We start from the raw sequence: 21,232 nt of genomic DNA on the forward strand, positions 1-21,232 counted from the left end.
CGCCGGTTTTGGGTATGGTATCTCGCACAGCCAAAGATAAAACCCCCATCTGTTTGGATGAGGGTTTTCGTATTATTACCGGTGATAGAGCTTGTTGGTCTCGTACTGGGGCTCGGTGGTCAGGTGCATACCCAGCTTGGAGTAGGTGGAGTTGTCCACCTGGGACAGGATCACGGTGGAATGTGCCTCACAGCCCCGCAGCTTGGAGAGCTGGGCCAGGGCCTTGGCGGCCACCGGGTCGGCGGCGGCCGAGATGGCCAGGGCGATGAGGGTCTCGTCGCTGTGGATGCGGGGGTTGTTGGAGCCCAGGTGCTTGACCTTTACGGTCTGGATGGGGGTGAGGGCCTCGGGGGAGATCAGATGGTACTCGTGCTCGATGCCGGCCAGCACCTTGAGGGCGTTGAGCAGGGCGGCGGAGCAGGCACCCAGGAGTTCGGTGGTCTTGCCGGTGACCACCTGGCCGTCGGGCAGCTCGATGGCGAAGGCCGGGTTGCCGGTCTCCTCGGCCACCTGGAGGGAGGCGGCGATGACCGGGCGCTGGGCAGCGCTGGCCTTGGCCTGCTGCATGAGCAGCTCCAGCTTGTACACCAGGGAATCGTCGGCCTTGCCCTGGCGGCGGTCGCTCAGGCCGTTGTAGTAGCGGCGGATGATCTCCTGCCGGGCGGCGTCCTGGACGGCCTCGTCGTCAAAGATGCAGTTGCCCGCCATGTTCACGCCCATGTCGGTGGGGGACTTGTAGGGGCACTCCCCCATGATCTTCTCAAACATGGCCGAGAGCACCGGGAAGATCTCCACGTCCCGGTTGTAGTTGACGGTGGTCTTGCCGTAGGCCTGGAGGTGGAAGGGGTCGATGACGTTCACATCCCCCAGGTCGGCGGTGGCGGCCTCATAGGCCAGGTTCACCGGGTGCTGGAGGGGCAGGTTCCAGATGGGGAAGGTCTCGAACTTGGCGTATCCGGCCTTGACGCCCCGCTTGTACTCATGGTAGAGCTGAGACAGGCACACCGCCATTTTGCCGCTGCCCGGGCCGGGGGCGGTGACCACCGCGAGGGGGCGGGTGGTCTCCACATACTCGTTTTTGCCATAGCCCTCGTCGCTGACGATGAGGGGGATGTTGTGGGGGTAGCCGGCGATGGGATAGTGCAGGTACACCCGCAGGCCCAGGTGCTCCATCCGGCGCTTGAAGGCGTCGGCGGCGGGCTGTCCGGCGTACTGGGTGATGACCACGCTGCCCACGAACAGGCCCTGTCCACGGAAGGCGTCGATGAGGCGGAGCACATCCACGTCGTAGGTGATGCCCAGATCGCCCCGCACCTTGTTCTTCTCAATGTCGGAGGCACAGATGGCGATGATGACCTCCACGCTGTCCTTGAGCTGGGTGAGCATACGGATTTTACTGTCGGGCGCAAAGCCGGGCAGCACCCGGGAGGCGTGGTAGTCGTCAAAGAGCTTGCCGCCAAACTCCAGGTAGAGCTTGTTGTCAAACTGGGAGATCCGCTCCTTGATGTGGGCCGACTGCATCTCCAGGTATTTGTCGTTGTCAAAGCCGATCCGGTTCATAATCAGACATTCCCCTCTCTATTCTGATTTTTTCAAATTCAAGTGCGTATTATACCACACCCATACCGCCCTGTATAGGGTACGTCTCCAATTTCGGCGTATTTCTCCCTTCTCTCCGTGCAAGGGAGCTTGTTCCGCCATACAGCGGGGCGCCGGTACCCGTGTACCGGCGCCCCTGGGGTGTAGATCCGATGAAATTCTGCCCAAAAAACCGCGGATCGATCCCCGCTCAGTCCTGCTCCACGTGGCTGCGGATGCGCTCGATGATCATGTCCAGAGCCACGATGTTGTGGCCGCCCTCCAGCACGATGATGTCGGCGCAGCGCTTGGAGGGCTCCACAAACTGCTCGTGCATGGGCTTGACCGTGGTCAGATACTGCTCCACCACCGAGTCCAGGGAGCGGCCCCGCTCCTTCACGTCCCGCAGGATGCGCCGGAGGATGCGCACATCCGCATCGGTGTCCACAAAGATCTTGATGTCCATCAGGTCCCGCAGCTCTTTGTTCTCGAAGATGAGGATGCCCTCGATGAGGATGACCTTGGTGGGATGCACCTCCACCGTCTCGGCGGAGCGGTTGTGGACGGTATAGTCATAGGTGGGGCAGTGGACGGTCTCTCCCCGGCGCAGGGCCTGGATATCCTGGATCATCCGGTCGGTGTCAAAGGCATCCGGGTGGTCGTAGTTGAGCTTGCAGCGCTCCTCAAAGGGCATGTCGTCGTGCTGTTTGTAGTAGTTGTCGTGATAGAGCACGCTCACGTGCCCTCCGAAGCGCTCCTTGAGCCGCCGGGTCAGGGTGGTCTTACCGGAACCGGTCCCCCCGGCGATGCCGATGATCATGGTGTCCATAGCTGCTCCTCCGTTCCGTTTTATCCCCGAGATTATATCAAATTTCGCCCCGTGGCGCAAGGCTCGGACACACGCAAAAGCGGCCGGGACCCAAAAGGTCCCGGCCGCTCCGGATACAGAGAATGGATTACTTGGCGTCCAGCTCGGCGCGCTCCTTGGCCTCTTCCTCCACGGTCTTGTTGGGAGCGATGAGGTTGAGGACAAAGGACATGACGCCGGCCACTACCACGGGCTTGGTCAGCAGGGTCTGGACCAGGCTGGGGAAGTTCTCCAGGGCCTGAGTGCCCTCCAGGGTGGACAGGCCCATGGCCAGGGCGATGGACACACCCACGATGGTGCTGTTGCGGGCGGTGAGGGGCTCGCTGGTCACCAGCTTGAGGCCGGTGAGGGTGATCATGCCGAACACGATCAGGGTGCCGCCGCCGATGACGGGGGCGGGCAGGGTGGACACCAGGGCGCTGAACTTGGGCACCACGCCCAGGGCCAGCATGATGACGGAGGCCACGGTGATGACCCGGCGGCTGACCACCTTGTTCATGGAGACGATGCCCACGTTCTGGCTGTAAGAGGACACGGCGGGCACGCCGAACACGGCGCCCAGCAGGGTTGCAAGGCCGGAGGCCAGCACGCCGCCGGTCAGCTCCTTGCTGGTGGGCTCCCGGTCAAAGCCGCCCACGGTGGTGCCGGTCATGTCGCCCACGGACTGCATCACATTGACCACGGTGATCAGGACCACGGGGAGCACCATGGACACGTCAAAGACCGGAGCGCCGAAGAAGAAGGGCTTGGGAATGGCGATCCATCCGGCAGTGGCCACACTGTCAAAGCTCACCATACCCATGCAGACGGCCACGATGTAGCCCACCACGGCGCCCAGCAGGATGGAGGCCATCTTGACCACGCCCTTGCCCAGCAGGTTGAAGATCAGCACGGCGGCCAGGGTGATGAAGGCCACGATCCAGTTATTGAACTGGCCGTAGCTGGGGGAACTGGCGTTGCCGGCCATGTACTTCAGGGCGATGGGATAGAGGGACAGGCCGATGGCCAGGATGATGGTACCGGTCACCACGGTGGGGAAGAACTTATGGAGCTTTCCAACGCAGAAACCCAGCAGAATGGTCACCACCGCGCACAGGATCTGTGCACCGAAGGCGCCCGCCAGGCCGTACTGAGTCGCGATGGGGGTAAACACGGGCACGCAGGTAAAGCCCGCGCAGAAGATGATGGGCAGCTTGGAGCCGACCGGTCCCAGGGGGAAGGCCTGGATCAGGGTGGCCAGCGCGGACATCATCAGGGAGTACTGGATCATCAGGGTCTTGGTGGCCGGATCCGCTCCGGCCGCGCCGGCCACGACGATGGGCACCGTGACGGTTCCCAAGAACATGGCCATGATGTGTTGCAGTGAAATCGGCAGCGCTTTGCGAATGGGAGGTTTGCTGTCGAAGACATACAGAGAACGGCTTGTCTCTTTCGTTCCTGTGGACATAGAAAATGTCTCCTCTCCTTGCAGTGATCTGCATCTTTCATATTTGGAGGTTGGAGTATATTATCTCTTCAAAACTCCTATAGAGATTATAAGGGCACTGAAAAAGGTGTGCTTTTCAAAAAACGAAAGGCACACCTTTTTCATATGCAGTAAAAATAGATCGTCAATAGCCGAGAAAAAAGAATCCAAGCTCTTAGCCCGGAATTACTGCCACAATTCGCTTCATATTTACCACAATTGCGGTGAAATATGCCTGCAATCGCATAGCAGCCAAGCCCACAGAATCCGCTCTTCGGAGTCCGTGGGCTGTTTTCATTTCTCCGTTTTTCTCTTCTATTCTGTGACGGATGCGCAGCTTGTCGGAAAATTCTTCACTGCTCTCAAATTCAAGCCTGGCTTTGTGCGCATCATTTGCACATGTTACGCTGTAAGTTCGGCCCTTGGATTTTCCAACTCTACATTTATCCCGCATGGGACAGGTTTTGCATTTTTTTGCGCTGAAGTAGTAGTTGTAGTAGGTGTTGCCGTTTGCGGCATCCCGTTTCTCAACACGCATAGCCAGATGGCCTGCGGGACACTGCATCATGTGGGCATCTTTGCTGTAGCTGAAACCTTCTTCTAACTGTGCATTCGCAGCAGCGGCGACTGCCGAATTGGTTTTTGCGTACAGTTCTGTATGGTGTTCTTCGCAAAACGCCAGATTACTATCACTGACATAGGCCATATCGCCTACGATCTCCTTGACAGCTACCCCGTTTCGTTTGCTCTTTTCCAGCAGATTTGGCAGCTGCTCGCCATCAGGCTTGCTTCCATCTGTTACCTCAAGCCCCGTGATGATCCGGTCATCACTCATCGCAATATGTGTTTTGTACCCGAAAAATGTGGATGTAGGCGTCTTATGCCCGAATCTTGCATCTTCATCATCTTTAGAGCGAATCTGCCGAATACGGTCACTGTCCAGCAGTTCCCTTATACGATTGTATAATGCCTTGATCTCGGCATTGTCACTCGCTTCCACACCACTTTGGATTTGCTCAAGTAATTCGTAGGTATATGCTATTTCTTCAGACAAGTCCGCCTCAATGGATGGCTTCTCCGGGAATTTCTCGGACAAGTCATATTCATGCTTATATATCTCCTTGCGGAGCGTTCTGGTTAAATCCCTCAGAACCTGAGTTACTCTTTTTGCCCTCACCGCAGCTTCGGTATGTGTCGCATCAACGATGATCGTTCCGGATTTGACCAACCCTTTTTGGATTGCCTGCTGAATCGTCTCTTTCAGCATATCCTCCAATATATCTTCCGTGATCCGCGTTTTTCTGAATTTCGTCAGCAGGCTTGGGTCAATCATCTTGTCTTCCGGTGAAAGGCCAAGAAAGTATTTATGCGCCATATCTGTTTGAGCTCTGGAGATAAGCTGCTCATCTGACAGGTCATACAGCTTCTTCAGGAACAGTAGCTTAAACATCATTTCCGGCTCTTTCGCCGGGCGCCCGAAGCTCTCGCAATACTGTTTGCGCAGCATAGGATTTACAAAGCTGAAATCTATGTTGTCCTTTAGCTTCCTCAATATATGATCCTGCGGGATAATTGCCTCATACAGTCCTTGATATGGCGATAGATCCATTGTCATCTGGTTGGTATCTTTCAGCATTCCTATCCCGCCTTCCTTATGCTTATTTTACCTTTTTTGCGCCAAAAAAGCCAGACCTACCCATGTAGATCTGACTTTTTCAGTGCCCTTATAGAGATTATAAGACTTTTTGGTAAATGTGTCAACTTCATAGAAAAACTTTTTTATAGAGATTTCTAAAGTCTGTGGATTCTACCAAAGTTGTTCTCCGTCGCCGCCCGTTCTGTCCTCTCCCCAGACCAGAATGGCAAATTATGAAAATATTCCTGCATAATTATACACTTTTCTATGTCAAAAAACTTTTTAGAAGGTCTCAAAAATAAAACGGTGTGCCTTGCTGAACCTGAAAAACCCCGCATATAGAAAGAGGCCGCCGGCTATTTGCCGGCGGCCTCTTGTTATTTCCTTGTCACGCTTCCCGTCCCTCCGCAACGGCACACTGTGAACCGCTCCGCAAAAAACACCTTTGGCCAAAGGCCAAACTGCTTTTTTGCCTCCGCGGTCCCCTGTGCGCCTGCTCCGGGACTTCAGCGCTTCCGTCTTACTTCAGGTTGAAGAAAGCGTCCTTGCCCAGGTACTGTGCCACGTCGCCCAGCTCCTCCTCGATGCGGAGCAGCTGGTTGTACTTGGCCACACGGTCGGTACGGCTGGGAGCGCCGGTCTTGATCTGGCCGGCGTTGGTGGCCACCACGATGTCAGCGATGGTGGTGTCCTCGGTCTCGCCGGAGCGGTGAGAGACCACGGCGGTGTAGCCGGCCCGGTTGGCCATCTGGATGGCGTCCAGGGTCTCGGTCAGGGTGCCGATCTGGTTGACCTTGATGAGGATGGAGTTGGCGATCTTGTTCTCCAGGCCCATCTTCAGGCGCTCGGTGTTGGTGACGAACAGGTCATCGCCCACCAGCTGGACGCGGCCGCCCAGGGCCTTGGTCAGCATCTGCCAACCCTCCACATCGTCCTCGCCCATGCAGTCCTCCATGGAGATGATGGGGTAGTTGTCGGCGAACTTCTTCCACATGTTGACCATCTGCTGCTTGGTCATGCTCTTCTTGGCCTTGGGCAGGTCATAGCAGCCGGTCTCCGCGTTGTACCAGTCGGACACAGCGGCGTCGATGGCGATCATGAAGTCCTCGCCGGGCTTGTAGCCGGCCTTCTCGATGGCGGCCACGATGCACTTGAAGGCGTCCTCGTCCTTCTTCAGGTTGGGGGCATAACCGCCCTCGTCGCCCACGCCGGCGGCGGGGGTGCCGTTCTCCTTCAGGACGCTCTTCAGGGTGTGGAAGACCTCAGCGCACATACGCAGGGCTTCCTTCCAGCAGCAGGCGCCCACGGGCATGATCATGAACTCCTGAATGTCCACGTTGTTGGTGGCGTGCGCGCCGCCGTTGAGGATGTTCATCATGGGCACGGGCAGGACCTTGGCGTTGGTGCCGCCGATATAGTTGTACAGGCTGGTGCCCAGGCTCTCGGCAGCGGCCTTGGCGCAGGCCAGGGAGGCGCCCAGAATGGCGTTGGCGCCCAGGCGGCTCTTGTTGGGGGTGCCGTCCAGGTCGATGAGGGCCTTGTCGATGGCCACCTGATCCAGCACGTTCATGCCGATCAGAGCCTCAGCGATCTCGGTATTCACATTCTCGACCGCGGTGAGCACGCCCTTGCCCAGGTAACGGCCCTTGTCGCCGTCCCGCAGCTCGCAGGCCTCGTGCACGCCGGTGGAAGCGCCCGAAGGCACCGCGGCGCGGCCCATGGTGCCGTCGTCCAGATAGACCTCGACCTCAACGGTGGGATTGCCGCGGGAATCCAGGATCTCACGGCCCAGGACGTCAACGATCTCAATGATCTGCTTCATGGGGAATCTACTCCTTTCTAGTGTGGGAGGGAATCCCTCCCGCCGGCAGTGCCGGCTGCGCCCCGGAGGGGGCTCTCTATCTCTGCCCGGTCCCATCGCGCGAAGGGAGGCCGGCGCGGGCCGGCCGGGCGGGCTGACGCGGGAATATATGGCGGGAAATCGTCCTTAGTTCTCAATCAGAGTCTCGCCGTCCATCTCAGCGGGCTTTTCCAGATTCCCCATGCGGCAGGCCGCATGGGGACCCCGTCTCTTTGCATCTGCCGGGACAAGTGAATTGCCCCGGCATGGGGTGGGCCTGGAAACGCCCTTAATTCTCAATGAGAGTTTCGCCGTCCATCTCAGCGGGCTTTTCCAGGCCCATGAGATCCAGCATGGTGGGGGCGATATCGGCCAGGCGGCCGTCCCGCAGCTTCACATCGGCGCCCACGATATAGAAGGGCACCAGATTGGTGGTATGGGCGGTATAGGGGGTGGAGCCGTCGGCGTCCAGCATCCGCTCGGCGTTGCCGTGGTCGGCGGTGATGAGGGTCACGCCGCCCATCCGGGAGGTGGCCTCCACCACCTGGTTGACGCACTCGTCCACCGCTTCCACGGCCAGGCGGGCGGCCTCGTACACGCCGGTGTGGCCCACCATGTCGCAGTTGGCGAAGTTGAGGATGATGACGTCATAGTTGCCGCTCTCGATGCGCTTGACGGCCTCGTCGGCCACCTCGTGGGCGCTCATGTCGGGCTTGAGGTCATAGGTGGCCACCTTGGGAGAGGCGATGAGCACCCGGTCCTCCCCGGGGAAGACCTGCTCGGCGCCGCCGTTGAAGAAGAAGGTCACGTGGGCGTACTTCTCGGTCTCGGCGATGCGCAGCTGGGTGAGACCCAGCTTGCTGATATACTCTCCAAAGATATTCTGGAGCTCCTTGTGGGGGAAAGCCACCGACACATTGGGCATGGTGGCGTCATACTCGGTGGTGCACACATAGGTGACGGGCAGGAAGCCCCGCTTGCGCTCCACATCGCCGAAGGCGCTGTCCACGAAGCAGCGGGTGATCTCCCGGGCCCGGTCGGGGCGGAAGTTGAAGAAGATGATGGAGTCGCCCTCGTTCACCGTGGCGCCCTTGGTGCAGACCACGGGCTCCACAAACTCGTCGGTCACCCCGGCATCGTAGGACTTCTGAACGGCCTCCACCGGGTCGGCGCAGAAGGGGGCGTCCCCATTGGCCATGGCGTTGTAGGCCCGCTGGACTCGCTCCCAGCGCTTATCCCGGTCCATGGCATAGAACCGGCCCATGACGGTGGCCACCTGGCCGATGCCCAGCTCCTTGCACTTGGCCACCAGCTGCTCCACATAGCCCTTGCCCGAAGCGGGGGGCACGTCCCGGCCGTCCAGGAAGCAGTGGATATAGACCTTGCTCAGGCCCTGGCGCTTGGCCATCTCCAGCAGGGCGAAGAGATGGGTGATGTGGCTGTGTACGCCGCCGTCGGAGAGCAGACCCATGAGGTGCAGGGCGCTGTTGCGCTCTTTGCAGTCCCCCATGGCCTCCAGATAGGCGGTGTTCTCAAAGAAAGACCCGTCCTGGATGGCTTTGGTGATCCGGGGCAGGTCCTGGAAGACCACCCGGCCCGCACCGATGTTGGTGTGGCCCACCTCACTGTTGCCCATCTGCCCCTCGGGCAGGCCCACGTCCAGGCCGGAGGCCGAGAGTTTGCACCCCGGGCAGGAGGCAAAGATCCGGTCCAGGTTGGGCGTGCGGGCGTTGGTGATGGCGTTGCCCTTTTCCACATCGGTCAGGCCAAATCCGTCCATAATGATGAGGGTAGTCGGCGTTTTACTCATAGATAAACCTCGGTTCTGACAAAATGAAGAAGAGCGGCGCGTTCTGGGCCCTCCTTGGAGGACGGGTCCGCCCGCCGCCGCAGGCTTACTCCTGGTTGGCAGCGTTGACGATCTGTACGAAGTCGGGGGCCTTCAGGGCAGCGCCGCCGATGAGGCCGCCGTCCACGTCGGGCTGAGCCAGCAGCTCGTGGGCGTTCTTGGCGTTCATGGAGCCGCCGTACTGGATGGTCACGGAGCGGGCCACGCGGGCGCCGTAGAGCTTGCGGATGACGGCGCGGATGGATTCGCACACCTCGCCGGCCTGCTCGGCCGTGGCGGTCTTGCCGGTGCCGATGGCCCACAGGGGCTCATAGGCGATGACCACATGGCGCATCTTCTCGGCGGGCACGCCGGCCAGAGCGGCCTTCACCTGATAGGAGATCAGGTCCATGGTCACGCCCAGCTCACGCTGCTCCAGGCTCTCGCCCACGCACACGATGGGATACAGGCCGGCCTCCAGGGCGGCGTGAACCTTCTTGTTGACGGTGAAATCGGTCTCATTGTAGTAGCTGCGGCGCTCGGAGTGGCCGATGATGACGTACTTCACGCCCAGCTCCTTGAGCATTTCCGCGGAGACCTCGCCGGTGTAGGCGCCGTGAGACTCGTAGTGAACGTTCTCCGCGCCGATGGCCACACGGCACTCCTTGAACAGGCGGACGGCGGCGGGGATGTTCACGTAGGGAACACACAGCACCACCTCGCACCACTTGGGCTTGCCCAGCAGGGGCTTGAGCTCTTCGGCAAAAGCGCGGGTCTCGGAGAGGGTCTTGTTCATCTTCCAGTTGCCGGCGATGATGGTCTTGCGGTATCTTCTGTTCATGGCTGTTTGGCCTCCTCAAAAATGCTTCTTTCCGTTGGCGTTTCAAAACGACTTTTGCAGAACTACGCCGCTGAAATCTCGGTAAACGGGGCGCAGGATGACACATGCGGCCCAATTCAATTATTTTACGTTATTTTTCAAACTTGTCAAGCGAAAAATCGAAAATAGTGCACTTCTGCTTTCAAAAACATCGTTTTTTCCGCGAAGCATCTGGTTGGTCGGGCATGGAAGACTGCCAGACCATCCCGCCCTGCATCCCTCCCGGGTAAAACCCGGGGCGGGATGGGCTATTTTTCAGGCGTGGTACGCCTGCCGGGGACGGTGACTCCGCCCGGCACGAAACTTTCTTACTTGTCCAGCAGGCAGGCCACGCCGGGCAGCTCCTTGCCCTCCATGAACTCGAGGCTGGCGCCGCCGCCGGTGGAGATGTGGGTCATCTTGTCGGCATAGCCCAGCTGCTGCACAGCGGCCGCGGAGTCGCCGCCGCCGATGATGGTGATGGCGCTGCTCTTGCTGAGGGCCTCAGCCACGGCCTTGGTGCCGGCGGCAAAGGCGGGGAACTCAAAGACGCCCATGGGGCCGTTCCAAATGACGGTGCCGGCGTCCTTCACAGCCTCGGCGTAGGCGGCGATGGCCTTGGGGCCGATGTCCATACCCATGCAGTCGTCCGGGATGTTCATGCTGTCCACGGTGATGGGCTCGGCGTCCGCGGAGAACTCCTTGGCGCACACGGTGTCCTCGGGCAGGAGGAGCTTGACGCCCTTGTCCTTGGCCTTCTTCATCATGTCGTTGCAGTAATCCAGCCAGTCGGCCTCCAGCAGGGACTTGCCCACGGAGCCGCCCTGGGCCTTCAGGAAGGTGTAGGTCATGCCGCCGCCGATGATGATGGTATCGGCGATCTCCAGCAGGTTGTTGATGACGCCGATCTTGGAGGAGACCTTGGAGCCGCCCAGGATGGCCACCAGGGGACGCTTGGGATTGGCCAGGGCGCCGCCGATGATCTCCAGCTCCTTCTGGATCAGGAAGCCGCTGACGGCGGGCAGATAGTCGGCCACACCGGCAGTGGAGGCGTGGGCGCGGTGGACGGCGCCGAAGGCGTCGGACACATAGACCTCAGCCATGGAGGCCATGGCCTTGGCCAGGGCGGGGTCGTTCTTGGTCTCACCCTTCTCGAAGCGGGTGTTCTCCAGCAGGAGGATCTGGCCGGGCTGAAGAGCGGCGGCCTTGGCCTGGGCGTCGGGGCCCACCACGTCCGAGGCCATGATGACCTCGCGGCCCAGCAACTCGCTCAGGCGCTTGGCCACCGGGGCCAGGGAGAGCTTCGCCAGGGACTTCTTCCACGCCTCCTCGGTGAGGGTGGCGGGGTCCTTGCCCTTCTCGGTCTGCTTCTTCACAAAGGAGTCGAAGGTGGCGTTGGGCTTGCCCAGGTGGGAGCAGGCGATGACGGCCGCGCCCTCCTCCAGGAGGTAGCGGATGGTGGGCAGGGCGGCCACGATGCGCTTGTCGTCGGTGATGGCGCCGGTGGTCTTGTCCTGAGGTACGTTAAAGTCACAGCGGAGAAGGACCTTCTTGCCCTTGACGTCGATGTCCTTCACAGTCTTTTTGTTGTAATTCATAGGTGTCTGGCTCCTTTCATGTTGACCGGTAACGCTCTGTGCGAAAGGGGAAGCGACCCGGGCCGCGCCGTTACTCGCTGGCCATCTCCCCCGCTGTCTCCAGCCCGGGGAAACCCCACTGCCGCAGGGCCTCAAAGGCCAGGATGGCCGCGGAGTTGGACAGGTTGAGGCAGCGCGCCCCCTCCCGGATGGGGATGCGGATGCACCGCTGGGCATACTGCTCCCGCAGCGCCTGGGGAAGCCCCGTGCTCTCCTTGCCGAAGAGCAGATAGCAGTCGGGCTGGAAGCGCACCTCCGTATAGGGGCGGCTTGCCTTGGCGGTGGCCAGCCAGATGTCCTGGGCGCCGGTGCGCTGGAAGAAGTCGTCCAGGTTCTCGTATACGTGCAGATCCACCATATGCCAGTAGTCCAGTCCCGCCCGCTTGACGGCCTTGTCACTGATGTCAAAGCCCAGGGGCTTGATGAGATGCAGCCGGCTCCGGGTGGCCGCGCAGGTGCGGGCGATGTTGCCCGTGTTCATATGGATCTCCGGCTCGACCAGTACCAGATTGAGCACAAAACCACCTCATTTTCAGGGATTTCCCATCCGTTTGTCGGAGGTTATTGTACTCCATTTTCGGGTAAATTTCAATAACAAAACCTCCGAAAAGGGCGGCTAAATTTGCGCTTTTGTCCCAAAGTACGCCAAAAACCGCCGACTGGAAAGTTTAGCTTTCCCCTATGGTGCTTTTGTGCTATACTTGCCTTACCCTTCACTGCCTTTCGGGGGCAGTATCTCATTGAGGAGCGTGACTCTCTTTGGACGAACAACATCAAACCCGGCGCGTGGTGGTCAAGGTTGGCACTTCCACCCTCACCCGCTCCACCGGAAGCCTGAACCTGTACAGTATGGAGCGCCTCTCCCGCACCCTGTCCGACCTGAAGGGGATGGGGCATGAGATCATCCTGGTCTCCTCCGGCGCCATCGGCATCGGCACTGGAAAGCTGGGCCTGAAAGAGCGGCCCGCCGAGCTTCGCATGAAGCAGGCCGCCGCCGCCATCGGCCAGTGCGAGATGATGCACCTCTACGACAAATTCTTCGGGGAGTATAACCAGAACGTGGCCCAGATCCTCCTCACCGGAGACGATGTGGAGGACCCCATCCGGGCCGCCCACCTCTCCAGCACCTTCTCCGCCCTGCTGGAGCTGGGGTGCATCCCCATCGTGAACGAGAACGACTCGGTCTCCTCGGCCGAGATCGAGACCGGCCACGCCAAGGTGCTGGGCGACAACGACACCCTCTCGGCCATCGTGGCCGGGCTGTGTAAGGCGGATCTTCTCATCCTGCTCTCCGACATCGACGGACTGTACGACTCCGACCCCCACCAGAATCCGGACGCCAAGCTCATCCACCGGGTGGAGGCCATCACCCCCGAGATCCAGGCCCTGGCCGGGGGCAAGGGCTCCAAGTGGGGCACCGGCGGCATGGTCACCAAGATCACCGCCGCCCAGCGGGCCATGTCCCACGGCATCGACATGGTCATCGCCAACGGCAGCCGGATGGAGGACCTCTACGGCATCGTGGCCGGAGAGGACATCGGCACCCGGTTCTGCGCGCCCCGGCGGGACTAAAACCCTCCGTCCCGCTCTAGTTTGTACGGGGCCATCTGTTTTTATCAAAAAAAGGAGTGAAGTGATATGACCATTCTGGAGACACAGGGTCTGGCCGCCCGCCAGGCCGCCCGCGTACTGGCCGTGGCGGGGAGCGCCCGGAAGGACGCTGCCCTGGAGGCCATCGCCGCCGCCCTGGAGCGGCGCTCCGGCGAGATCCTCGCCGCCAATCAGCGGGATCTGGAGGCCGCACGGGCCGCCGGGATGCGCCCGGCCCTGCTGGACCGCCTGGCCCTGGACGAGGGGCGTGTGGCCGGCATCGTGGATGGGGTGCGCCAGGTGAAGGCCCTGCCCGATCCCATCGGCCAGACCGTGAAGATGGGCGTGCGCCCCAACGGGCTGACCATCGGCAAGCGCCGGGTGCCTCTGGGGGTCATCGGCATCATCTATGAGGCCCGCCCCAACGTCACGGTGGACGCCGCCGCCCTCTGCCTCAAGTCGGGCAACGCGGTCATCCTCCGGGGCGGGAAGGAGGCCTTCCACTCCAGCTCGGCCATGGTGGCCGTCATGCGGGACGCTCTGGAGGAGGCCGGGCTTCCCCGGGACTGCGTGGCCCTGGTGAATGACACCAGCCGGGAGAGCGCCCAGGAGCTCATGAACCTGACGGGCTATCTGGATGTGCTCATCCCCCGCGGCGGCGCGGGGCTCATCCGCTCGGTGGTGGAGCACGCCCGAGTACCGGTCATCCAGACCGGCGTGGGCGTCTGTCACATCTATGTGGACGGGGAGGCCGACCTGGACATGGCCGCGCGCATCCTCTTCAACGCCAAGTGCTCCCGCCCCTCGGTGTGCAACGCCGCCGAGTGCGTGCTGGTGGACCGGTCGGTGGCCGCCGACTTCCTCCCCATGGCGTGGGAGCTGCTGCGGACCAAGCAGGTGGAGGTGCGGGGCTGTGACGAGACCCGTGCCATCCTGGGGGACTGGGTGCGCCCCGCGGTCGCCGAGGACTGGGACACGGAGTTCGGCGACTACATTCTGGCCTGCAAGGTGGTCTCCGGCGTGGAGGAGGCCATGGACTTCATCGCCGCCCACGGCACCGGCCACTCCGAGGCCATCGTCACCAACAACTATTTCACCGCCCAGCGCTTCCTGGACGAGGTGGACGCGGCGGCGGTCTATGTCAACGCCTCCACCCGCTTCACCGACGGCGGGGAGTTCGGCCTGGGGGCTGAGATCGGCATCTCCACCCAGAAGATGCACGCCCGGGGCCCCATGGGCCTGGAGGAGCTCACCTCCTCCAAATACGTCATCTACGGCACCGGTCAGACCCGGTGAGCATAGAATGGAGCGTCCGCACCCTGCGGGCGCTCCTCTTTTTCGCGGACGGTACATACGCGCAGAGACTGCCGTATGAATGACTGGAATGCGAGGTGCGGCAAATGGACGCCACTTTTTCCCAGGCGAGTGTGACCCTTCCCCTCCAGCTGGAGGGAAGCGACGCGGTGGGCTGCGACCTGCCCCCCTTCTCCCCAGGGGACGGGGGCCGGGTGCTCTCGGTCACCCTTCACCTCTCCGGCGTGCTGCCCGACCGCCAGGTGGCGGCCGCCATCGCGCTGGAGGAGCTGGACGGAGCGGGAAATCCCTTTCCCAGGGGCCTGCGGACCCTTCTTCTCCCGCCTCAGCCGGGCCCCGGCCGGGCGGAGGTGGAGGGGCCGGCGGTGCGCTTTGTTCTCCCCGCCGAGCTGGACCTGAATCCGGACGGCCCCCGCCGCCTGGTCCTCCGGGCCGACGCCCACTATGTGGAGCGGGGGGAGAGCTCCCTCCTCCCCTGAGGGGAGACAAACGGGCCGCCGCAGAGGGTTTCCTCCGCGGCGGCCCGCTGTTTCGTTTAGAATTGGAAGAGGACGCCCACCACCGCCGAGGCGGCGATGAAGACGATGGGGTGGAGCTTCTTGAGGTGCTTTTCCCGCATGCAGAGGAAGATCACCACGGCCAGCACGATGGCCTTCCAGTGGAAGGCGCTCCCCACCGCGCCCCCAAACAGGGCGGAGAGGTCCACCAGCGCGATGGAGCACACCTCCAGCAGGGCCGCGGCGATGAGGGCGGTAGAGGCCGGACGCAGGCCGTAAAAGACCGCGTCCACCCCCCGGCTCTGCCGGAAGCGCCGGAGGAACCGGGCAATGATGAGGATCACCAGGATGGAGGGGCAGATCAGTCCCAGGGTTGCGATCACGCCCCCCGGGATGCCCCCCACGTGGAAGCCCACATAGGTGGCCATGTTGACCCCCATGGCCCCGGGGGTGGACTCAGAGATGGCGATCATGTCGGCCAGCTCTCCGGAGGTGAACCACCCGGTCCGGGCCCCCATGTCGGTGAGGAAGGGGATGGTGGCGAGGCCTCCGCCCACCGAGAAGAGTCCGGTCTGGAAGAACTCGAAGAAGAGGCGCAGATAGATCATGCCTTCTCCCCTCCTCTCGCCGCACGGATGCACACGCCGGCCGTTCCCGCGCCCACCACCAGCACGATGGGGGAGAGCAGGAAGTCGATCACATTTCCCCCGGGGAAGCGCCCGGTAAAGGTGACAAAGGTGCCCAGCGCCGCCAGCACCAGCACCACCGCGAAGAGGACGGCGGTGGGCCGGTCCACCACGGTGCTCTTGCGCAGCTTGAGCACGCTGGAGAGGATCAGGGCGCACACGCAGGCCCGCACGCCGTTGAAGGCGTGGACCACCACGCTCAGATGGGCGAAATTCTGAAGGAAGGCCGCGATGAGCATGATGATGATGAGGCAGGGAAAGACCAGCCCCAGGGTAGCCACCACCCCGCCGGCGTTGCCCTTCCGGCTGTGGCCCACGAAGGTGGCGGTGTTGACCGCGATGATGCCGGGCGTACACTGGCCGATGGCGAAGTAGTCGGAGAGCTGCTCCTCCGTGGCCCACCCCCGCTTCTCCACCAGCTCCCGCTGGAGGATGGGCAGCATGGCGTAGCCGCCGCCAAAGGTACACACGCCGATTTTGGCAAAGGTCCAGAACAAATCCAGATAGGTATGCATGGGAATCACCACTCTCTTGTGAAATGAAAGGGACGGGGCGCCGTCCCCCGGACAGCGCCCCCTAGCGTGTCGAACCATTTCGACACGCTTCTCAAAAATGCAGGCATTTTTTCGAGGAGATGCAGGCCGCTGCATGCACTCGCTGACGCTCGCACACTTGCGGCCTGAGCAGAGTGTTTTCCGACGTACACGCCGCCGGAAAACACGATCCCACTCTATTCCGCCGTCTGCGCCCGGCGGAACTCTGCGAGGCTCTTGCAGCACAAATCGCAGAAATACACTTTATCGGCAGTCTGCGGGCCGATCTTACATAAGCCCTTCCAGCTCGTCCAGCCACAGCTCGGCCACGGCGTCGCTGGGCATCCGCCAGTCGCCCCGGGGAGAGAGGGCCACCGACCCCACCTTGGGGCCGTCGGGCAGGCAGGAGCGCTTGAACTGCTGGGCAAAGAACCGGCGGTAGAAGTTTTTCAGCCACTTCAGGAGGACCGCGCGGTCATAGGAGCGCCCAAAGGCGTACTCAGCCAGGCGGAGCACCTTCCGGGGCGGGAAGGCCCAGCGCACAGCGTAATAGAGGAAGAAGTCGTGGAGCTCATAGGGCCCCACCAGGTCCTCGGTCTTCTGGGCGATCTGTCCCTCGATGGCGGGAAGCAGCTCGGGGGACACGGGAGTGTCCAGAATGTCGGCCAGCACGGTGGAGAGCTGGGGGTCCTTCGCCTCCTTGTCGTCGGAGATGAAGCTGACCAGATGGCGCACCAGCGTCTTGGGGATACCGGCATTGACGGCGTAGTTGCTCATGTGGTCGCCGTTGTAGGTGCACCAGCCCAGGGCCAGCTCGGAGAGGTCCCCGGTGCCGATGACCAGGCCCCCGGTCTGGTTGGCGATGTCCATGAGGACCTGGGTCCGCTCCCGGGCCTGACCGTTCTCAAAGGTGACGTCGTGGTCCTCCATGGACTGGCTGATGTCCTTGAAGTGGCGGCGCACCGCCTCCCCGATGTCAATGGTCTTGAGCGTGCAGCCCAGCCGCTCGGCCAGCAGGACCGCGTTGGACTTGGTGCGGTCGGTGGTGCCGAAGCAGGGCATGGTCACCGCGATGATATCGCTGGCCGGCCGGTCCAGCATCTCCATGGACACCGCGGTGATGAGCACCGCCAGCGTGGAGTCCAGTCCGCCGGACAGGCCCACCACCGCCGTCTTGGCGTGGGTGTGCTCCAGCCGCTTCTTGAGGCCCAGGGCCGCGGTGTACAGGATCTCGTTGCACCGTTCGGCCCGGTCGCTCTGGTCCTGGGGCACGAAGGGGGTGGGGGACACGGGCCGGGTGAGCCGGGTGTCGGCCGGCGTGAGGGAGAAGGAAGTCCGCCAGCAGGCCTGATCGGACTCGGTCCGGTAGGTGTTCATCCGCTGGCGCTCGTAGACCAACCGCTCCACATCGATCTCGCTGATGGTGAGGCCGGTGGAAAACCGCCGCTCGGCCAGAATGGTGCCGTTCTCCGCCACGATGTTGTGGCCGGCAAAGACCAGATCGGTGGTGGACTCGCCCTCGCCGGCGTCGGCGTACACATAGCCGCACACCAGCCGGCCGCTCTGGCCGGACACCAGACCCCGGCGGTAGGCCGCCTTGCCCGCCAGCTCGTTGGAGGCCGACAGGTTCAGGATGAGGGTGGCCCCCGACCGGGCCAGGCGGATGGAGGGGGGCTCAGGCGCCCACAGATCCTCGCAGATCTCCACCCCGATCACCAGACCGGGCATGTCCTCACAGGCGAACAAGTTGCTGTCCGCCAGGCTCACCTCCTGTCCGCACAGGGTGACGGTGGCGTCCACGCCGGCGCCCGAAGTGAACCAGCGTCCCTCGTAGAATTCCCCGTAATTGGGCAGGCAGGCCTTGGGAACCAGGCCCAAAATCTCTCCTTTCTGTATTACTGCCGCGCAGTTATACAGTTTATTATCCCATTTGTTCCGTACGGGAAGGCCCAGGGTTGTGACCATGTCCAGATTCTTGGTGGCCTCCAGAATGGTGGCCAGGGCCTCCTCCGCCCCCCGGAGCAGGGTGGGCTGGAGGAACAGGTCCCCACAGGTGTAGCCGGTGATGCACAGCTCGGGCAGGCAGAGCACCCGCACGCCCTGCTTGTCCGCCTCCCGCATGAGAGTGAAGATCTGTTCGGCGTTATAACGGCAGTCCGCCACCCGGATCTTGGGGGTGCCGGCCGCCACTTTGATAAAACCATCGCGCATATGGGATGACCTCCTTTGAGGATCGTCTGGTCCGTTTCCAGAAAACGGTCCGTTACAGTTTATATGATAGTCCATTCTCTCCCCGATTGCAAGAGAACGCCGTCCCACCGGCCGTACCGCCAAGCCGGGTACTTCCGCATTTTTGAGAAGCAGCGTGTTAAGACACGCTGCACCAAAAAACCCCGGCCTGCCCGGCCGGGGTTTTCTGGGTGTGTGTGTTGTGTGTTTGCAAAGGGGTTGGAGAGGGATTGGTTGGCGTGTCTGATATGTTGGAAGTCAGGTCTGCTCTTCCCTGCTTCCACGTTTATATTACCCTGTAAATACGGCTAAACCGTGACGGAATTGTGAATAGTTTGTAAATTGCGCTTTACACTTCCCGCAAATTCTCCCTTCCCTGACAATCTCTTCTCTGCCCTTGACAGCACCTCCGATTGGTGATATAGTACCCCTGTCAAAAGAGGCTACGACGGAGAAGAAACCGCACAGCGGCGAACAGAGAGGGGCGCACTCTGGTGCAAGCGCCCTGCGACACGCGGCGGCTGTACCACTCCTGAGCCGCCCGGGAGGACCGGGCCGGGGCTTTCCCGTTACAGAAAGTCACAAGCGGCCAGATGTCACGCTTGCACCCTTCGCGACGGCCAACTGCTCCGCGCTCCGCCGAACATGCCGCCGGGCTTCGCCCGACCTGTTGTTCGTCTGCGCGCCTCGCTGTTGTCCTGCCCCCGGGTGCGCCGCGCTTCTGGCAAGCAGGGTGGAACCGTGGGACGTTTTGTACGCCTCACCCCTGACCAATCAGGGGTGAGGCGTTTTTTCATACCCTCCGCCCCAATTTACAAGGAGGTTTTTGTTATGTCCGAAGAAGTCAAGAATGAGTTTACCTTTGAAAATCCCGAGTACCGCAAGACCTACTGGCACACCTGCTCCCACATCCTGGCCCAGGCGGTCAAGCGCCTGTGGCCCGAGGTGAAGCTGGCCATCGGCCCCGCCATCGAGGAGGGCTTCTACTACGATATGCTCTCTCCCTTCCCCTTCACCGCCGAGCACCTGGAGCAGATCGAGGGCGAGATGCGCAAGATCTGCAAGGAGAAGCTCAAGCTGGAGCGCTTTGAGCTGCCCCGGGCCGAGGCCCTCAAGCTGATGGAGGAGAAGGGCGAGCCCTTCAAGGTGGAGCTCATCAACGACCTGCCGGAGGATGCCGTCATCTCCTTCTACAAGCAGGGCGAGTTTACCGACCTGTGCGCCGGTCCCCACCTGGACTCCACCGCCCGGGTGAAGGGCAACGCCATCAAGCTCACCGCCTGCAACGCCGCCTACTGGCGCGGCGACTCCAACCGGGAGACCCTCCAGCGCATCTACGGCATCGCCTTCCCCAAGAAGGACGAGCTGGACGCCTGGGTCAAGCAGCGTGAGGACGCCCTCAAGCGGGACCACAACAAGCTGGGCCGCGAGCTGGAGTATTTCACCACCGTGGACGTGATCGGCCAGGGCCTGCCCATCCTGCTGCCCAAGGGCGCCCGCACCATCCAGGTGCTCCAGCGCTGGGTGGAGGATGAGGAGCAGAAGCGCGGCTACCTCCTCACCAAGACTCCCTATATGGCCAAGCGGGAGCTCTACAAGATCTCCGGCCACTGGGACCACTATCTGGACGGCATGTTCGTCCTGGGCGATCCCCACGACGAGACCAAGGAGTGCTTTGCCCTGCGTCCCATGACCTGCCCCTTCCAGTACCAGGTCTTCCTGAACCGGGGCCGCAGCTACCGGGACCTGCCCATGCGCCTGGGCGAGACCTCTACCCTCTTCCGCAATGAGGACTCCGGCGAGATGCACGGCCTCATCCGTGTGCGCCAGTTCACCATCTCCGAGGGTCACCTGATCCTCCGTCCCGAGCAGCTGGAGGAGGAGTTCAAGGGCTGCCTGGACCTGGCCAAGTACTGCCTGGGCACCGTGGGCCTGCTGGACAAGTGTACCTTCCGCTTCTCCCAGTGGGATCCCGCCAACCCCAACAACAAGTACGAGGGTACCCCCGAGCAGTGGGAGGAGGCCCAGCGGGTCATGGGCCAGATCCTGGACGACCTGGGCGTGAACTACACCATCGGCATCGACGAGGCCGCCTTCTACGGCCCCAAGCTGGACATCCAGTACAAGAACGTCTTCGGCAAGGAGGACACCCTGGTCACCATCCAGATCGACATGCTCCTGGCCAAGCAGTTCGGCATGGAGTATGTGGACGCCGACGGCCAGAAGAAGACCCCCTATATCATCCACCGCACCTCCCTGGGCTGCTACGAGCGCACTCTGGCCTACCTGCTGGAGGAGTACGGCGGAGCCCTGCCCACCTGGATGTCGCCCGAGCAGGTGCGCATCCTGCCCATCACCGACCGCGCCGCCGACTACAGCTACGAGCTCAAGGAGAAGCTCTTTGCCCAGGGCTTCCGTGTGGAGGTTGACCCCCGCAACGAGAAGATCGGCAAGAAGATCCGCGAGGCCCAGCTGGAGAAGGTCCCCTATATGCTGGTCGTGGGCGACAAGGAAGTGGAGACCGGCGAGGTGGCCGTCCGCAACCGCAAGGGTGAGCAGGAGGTCATGTCCTTCGAGGCCTTCCAGGCCAAGCTGAAGGAAGAGGTCGACAGCAAGGCGCGCAGCTGATCCCCCCTCCCTTTGAAACCATTCTGATCTACACCGACAGGAAG

At 61.8% G+C, this 21,232-nt stretch carries 16 protein-coding genes; 4 read left to right on the top strand and 12 right to left on the bottom strand.

The features are described from left to right. Positions 1–75: 75 nt before the first annotated feature. From GPK94_RS06895 to GPK94_RS06935, 9 genes are all read right to left on the bottom strand, one after another. On the bottom strand, positions 76–1,560 hold the full coding sequence (locus GPK94_RS06895; protein WP_101691822.1) for a DUF1846 domain-containing protein: 1,485 nt from the start codon (positions 1,558–1,560) through the stop codon (positions 76–78). A gap of 229 nt (positions 1,561–1,789) precedes the next feature. Next, a complete protein-coding gene (gene udk, locus GPK94_RS06900) occupies positions 1,790–2,407 on the bottom strand; it encodes a uridine kinase (protein WP_101691821.1) in 618 nt (205 codons plus the stop codon). A 127-nt stretch (positions 2,408–2,534) separates the two neighbouring features. Continuing rightward, positions 2,535–3,893 (bottom strand): nucleobase:cation symporter-2 family protein, encoded by a 1,359-nt coding sequence (locus GPK94_RS06905; RefSeq protein ID WP_215655304.1) that lies wholly within the window; start codon positions 3,891–3,893, stop codon positions 2,535–2,537. Between the two features lie 193 nt (positions 3,894–4,086). Further along, on the bottom strand, positions 4,087–5,547 hold the full coding sequence (locus tag GPK94_RS06910; RefSeq protein ID WP_215655306.1) for an IS1182 family transposase: 1,461 nt from the start codon (positions 5,545–5,547) through the stop codon (positions 4,087–4,089). 520 nt (positions 5,548–6,067) lie between these two features. Continuing rightward, positions 6,068–7,369, bottom strand: a complete 1,302-nt coding sequence (gene eno, locus GPK94_RS06915; RefSeq protein WP_101691819.1) for a phosphopyruvate hydratase — start codon at positions 7,367–7,369, stop codon at positions 6,068–6,070. A 307-nt stretch (positions 7,370–7,676) separates the two neighbouring features. Continuing rightward, positions 7,677–9,197: a 2,3-bisphosphoglycerate-independent phosphoglycerate mutase gene (gene gpmI / locus GPK94_RS06920; RefSeq protein ID WP_186963445.1), complete on the bottom strand. Its 1,521-nt coding sequence runs from the start codon at positions 9,195–9,197 to the stop codon at positions 7,677–7,679. Between the two features lie 85 nt (positions 9,198–9,282). After that, positions 9,283–10,056 (bottom strand): triose-phosphate isomerase, encoded by a 774-nt coding sequence (gene tpiA, locus GPK94_RS06925; protein ID WP_101691817.1) that lies wholly within the window; start codon positions 10,054–10,056, stop codon positions 9,283–9,285. A 347-nt stretch (positions 10,057–10,403) separates the two neighbouring features. Further along, complete coding sequence (locus GPK94_RS06930; RefSeq protein ID WP_193538644.1) at positions 10,404–11,672, bottom strand: phosphoglycerate kinase; 1,269 nt, start codon at positions 11,670–11,672, stop codon at positions 10,404–10,406. A 70-nt stretch (positions 11,673–11,742) separates the two neighbouring features. Continuing rightward, positions 11,743–12,228 carry a tRNA (cytidine(34)-2'-O)-methyltransferase gene (locus tag GPK94_RS06935; RefSeq protein ID WP_101691815.1) on the bottom strand — a complete coding sequence of 162 codons (486 nt, stop codon included), beginning with the start codon at positions 12,226–12,228 and terminating at the stop codon, positions 11,743–11,745. 242 nt (positions 12,229–12,470) lie between these two features. On the opposite strand from GPK94_RS06935, the gene proB reads away from it, so the two are divergent. From proB to GPK94_RS06950, 3 genes are all read left to right on the top strand, one after another. Next, on the top strand, positions 12,471–13,283 hold the full coding sequence (gene proB / locus GPK94_RS06940) for a glutamate 5-kinase (RefSeq protein WP_101691814.1): 813 nt from the start codon (positions 12,471–12,473) through the stop codon (positions 13,281–13,283). Positions 13,284–13,349: 66 nt separating this feature from the next. Beyond that, positions 13,350–14,597 carry a glutamate-5-semialdehyde dehydrogenase gene (locus GPK94_RS06945; protein ID WP_101691813.1) on the top strand — a complete coding sequence of 416 codons (1,248 nt, stop codon included), beginning with the start codon at positions 13,350–13,352 and terminating at the stop codon, positions 14,595–14,597. Between the two features lie 104 nt (positions 14,598–14,701). Beyond that, positions 14,702–15,094 carry a hypothetical protein gene (locus GPK94_RS06950; RefSeq protein WP_101691812.1) on the top strand — a complete coding sequence of 131 codons (393 nt, stop codon included), beginning with the start codon at positions 14,702–14,704 and terminating at the stop codon, positions 15,092–15,094. 56 nt (positions 15,095–15,150) lie between these two features. On the opposite strand, the gene GPK94_RS06955 is transcribed toward GPK94_RS06950, so the two are convergent. The 3 genes from GPK94_RS06955 to GPK94_RS06965 all read right to left on the bottom strand — a co-directional run bounded on the left by GPK94_RS06955 (position 15,151) and on the right by GPK94_RS06965 (position 18,542). Beyond that, positions 15,151–15,720 carry a chromate transporter gene (locus tag GPK94_RS06955; RefSeq protein ID WP_195279377.1) on the bottom strand — a complete coding sequence of 190 codons (570 nt, stop codon included), beginning with the start codon at positions 15,718–15,720 and terminating at the stop codon, positions 15,151–15,153. Then, on the bottom strand, positions 15,717–16,313 hold the full coding sequence (locus GPK94_RS06960; protein ID WP_215655308.1) for a chromate transporter: 597 nt from the start codon (positions 16,311–16,313) through the stop codon (positions 15,717–15,719). The genes GPK94_RS06955 and GPK94_RS06960 overlap by 4 nt, the downstream gene beginning before the upstream one ends. Before the next feature lie 306 nt (positions 16,314–16,619). After that, on the bottom strand, positions 16,620–18,542 hold the full coding sequence (locus GPK94_RS06965) for an NAD(+) synthase (RefSeq protein WP_215655310.1): 1,923 nt from the start codon (positions 18,540–18,542) through the stop codon (positions 16,620–16,622). Positions 18,543–19,391: 849 nt separating this feature from the next. Between GPK94_RS06965 and thrS the strand changes: the two genes are divergently transcribed. Further along, on the top strand, positions 19,392–21,188 hold the full coding sequence (gene thrS, locus GPK94_RS06970; protein ID WP_101691808.1) for a threonine--tRNA ligase: 1,797 nt from the start codon (positions 19,392–19,394) through the stop codon (positions 21,186–21,188). Positions 21,189–21,232: the final 44 nt, after the last annotated feature.

Source organism: Pseudoflavonifractor sp. MCC625, assembly GCF_018784545.1.
Lineage (GTDB): Bacteria > Bacillota > Clostridia > Oscillospirales > Oscillospiraceae > Pseudoflavonifractor_A > Pseudoflavonifractor_A gallinarum.

Coding starts and splice junctions, on each gene's coding strand:
- GPK94_RS06895 (WP_101691822.1), bottom strand. CDS start 1,560: ATGAACCGGATCGGCTTTGACAACGACAAATACCTGGAGATGCAGTCG.
- udk (WP_101691821.1), bottom strand. CDS start 2,407: ATGGACACCATGATCATCGGCATCGCCGGGGGGACCGGTTCCGGTAAG.
- GPK94_RS06905 (WP_215655304.1), bottom strand. CDS start 3,893: ATGTCCACAGGAACGAAAGAGACAAGCCGTTCTCTGTATGTCTTCGAC.
- GPK94_RS06910 (WP_215655306.1), bottom strand. CDS start 5,547: ATGCTGAAAGATACCAACCAGATGACAATGGATCTATCGCCATATCAA.
- eno (WP_101691819.1), bottom strand. CDS start 7,369: ATGAAGCAGATCATTGAGATCGTTGACGTCCTGGGCCGTGAGATCCTG.
- gpmI (WP_186963445.1), bottom strand. CDS start 9,197: ATGAGTAAAACGCCGACTACCCTCATCATTATGGACGGATTTGGCCTG.
- tpiA (WP_101691817.1), bottom strand. CDS start 10,056: ATGAACAGAAGATACCGCAAGACCATCATCGCCGGCAACTGGAAGATG.
- GPK94_RS06930 (WP_193538644.1), bottom strand. CDS start 11,672: ATGAATTACAACAAAAAGACTGTGAAGGACATCGACGTCAAGGGCAAG.
- GPK94_RS06945 (WP_101691813.1), top strand. CDS start 13,350: ATGACCATTCTGGAGACACAGGGTCTGGCCGCCCGCCAGGCCGCCCGC.
- GPK94_RS06950 (WP_101691812.1), top strand. CDS start 14,702: ATGGACGCCACTTTTTCCCAGGCGAGTGTGACCCTTCCCCTCCAGCTG.
- GPK94_RS06955 (WP_195279377.1), bottom strand. CDS start 15,720: ATGATCTATCTGCGCCTCTTCTTCGAGTTCTTCCAGACCGGACTCTTC.
- GPK94_RS06960 (WP_215655308.1), bottom strand. CDS start 16,313: ATGCATACCTATCTGGATTTGTTCTGGACCTTTGCCAAAATCGGCGTG.
- GPK94_RS06965 (WP_215655310.1), bottom strand. CDS start 18,542: ATGCGCGATGGTTTTATCAAAGTGGCGGCCGGCACCCCCAAGATCCGG.
- thrS (WP_101691808.1), top strand. CDS start 19,392: ATGTCCGAAGAAGTCAAGAATGAGTTTACCTTTGAAAATCCCGAGTAC.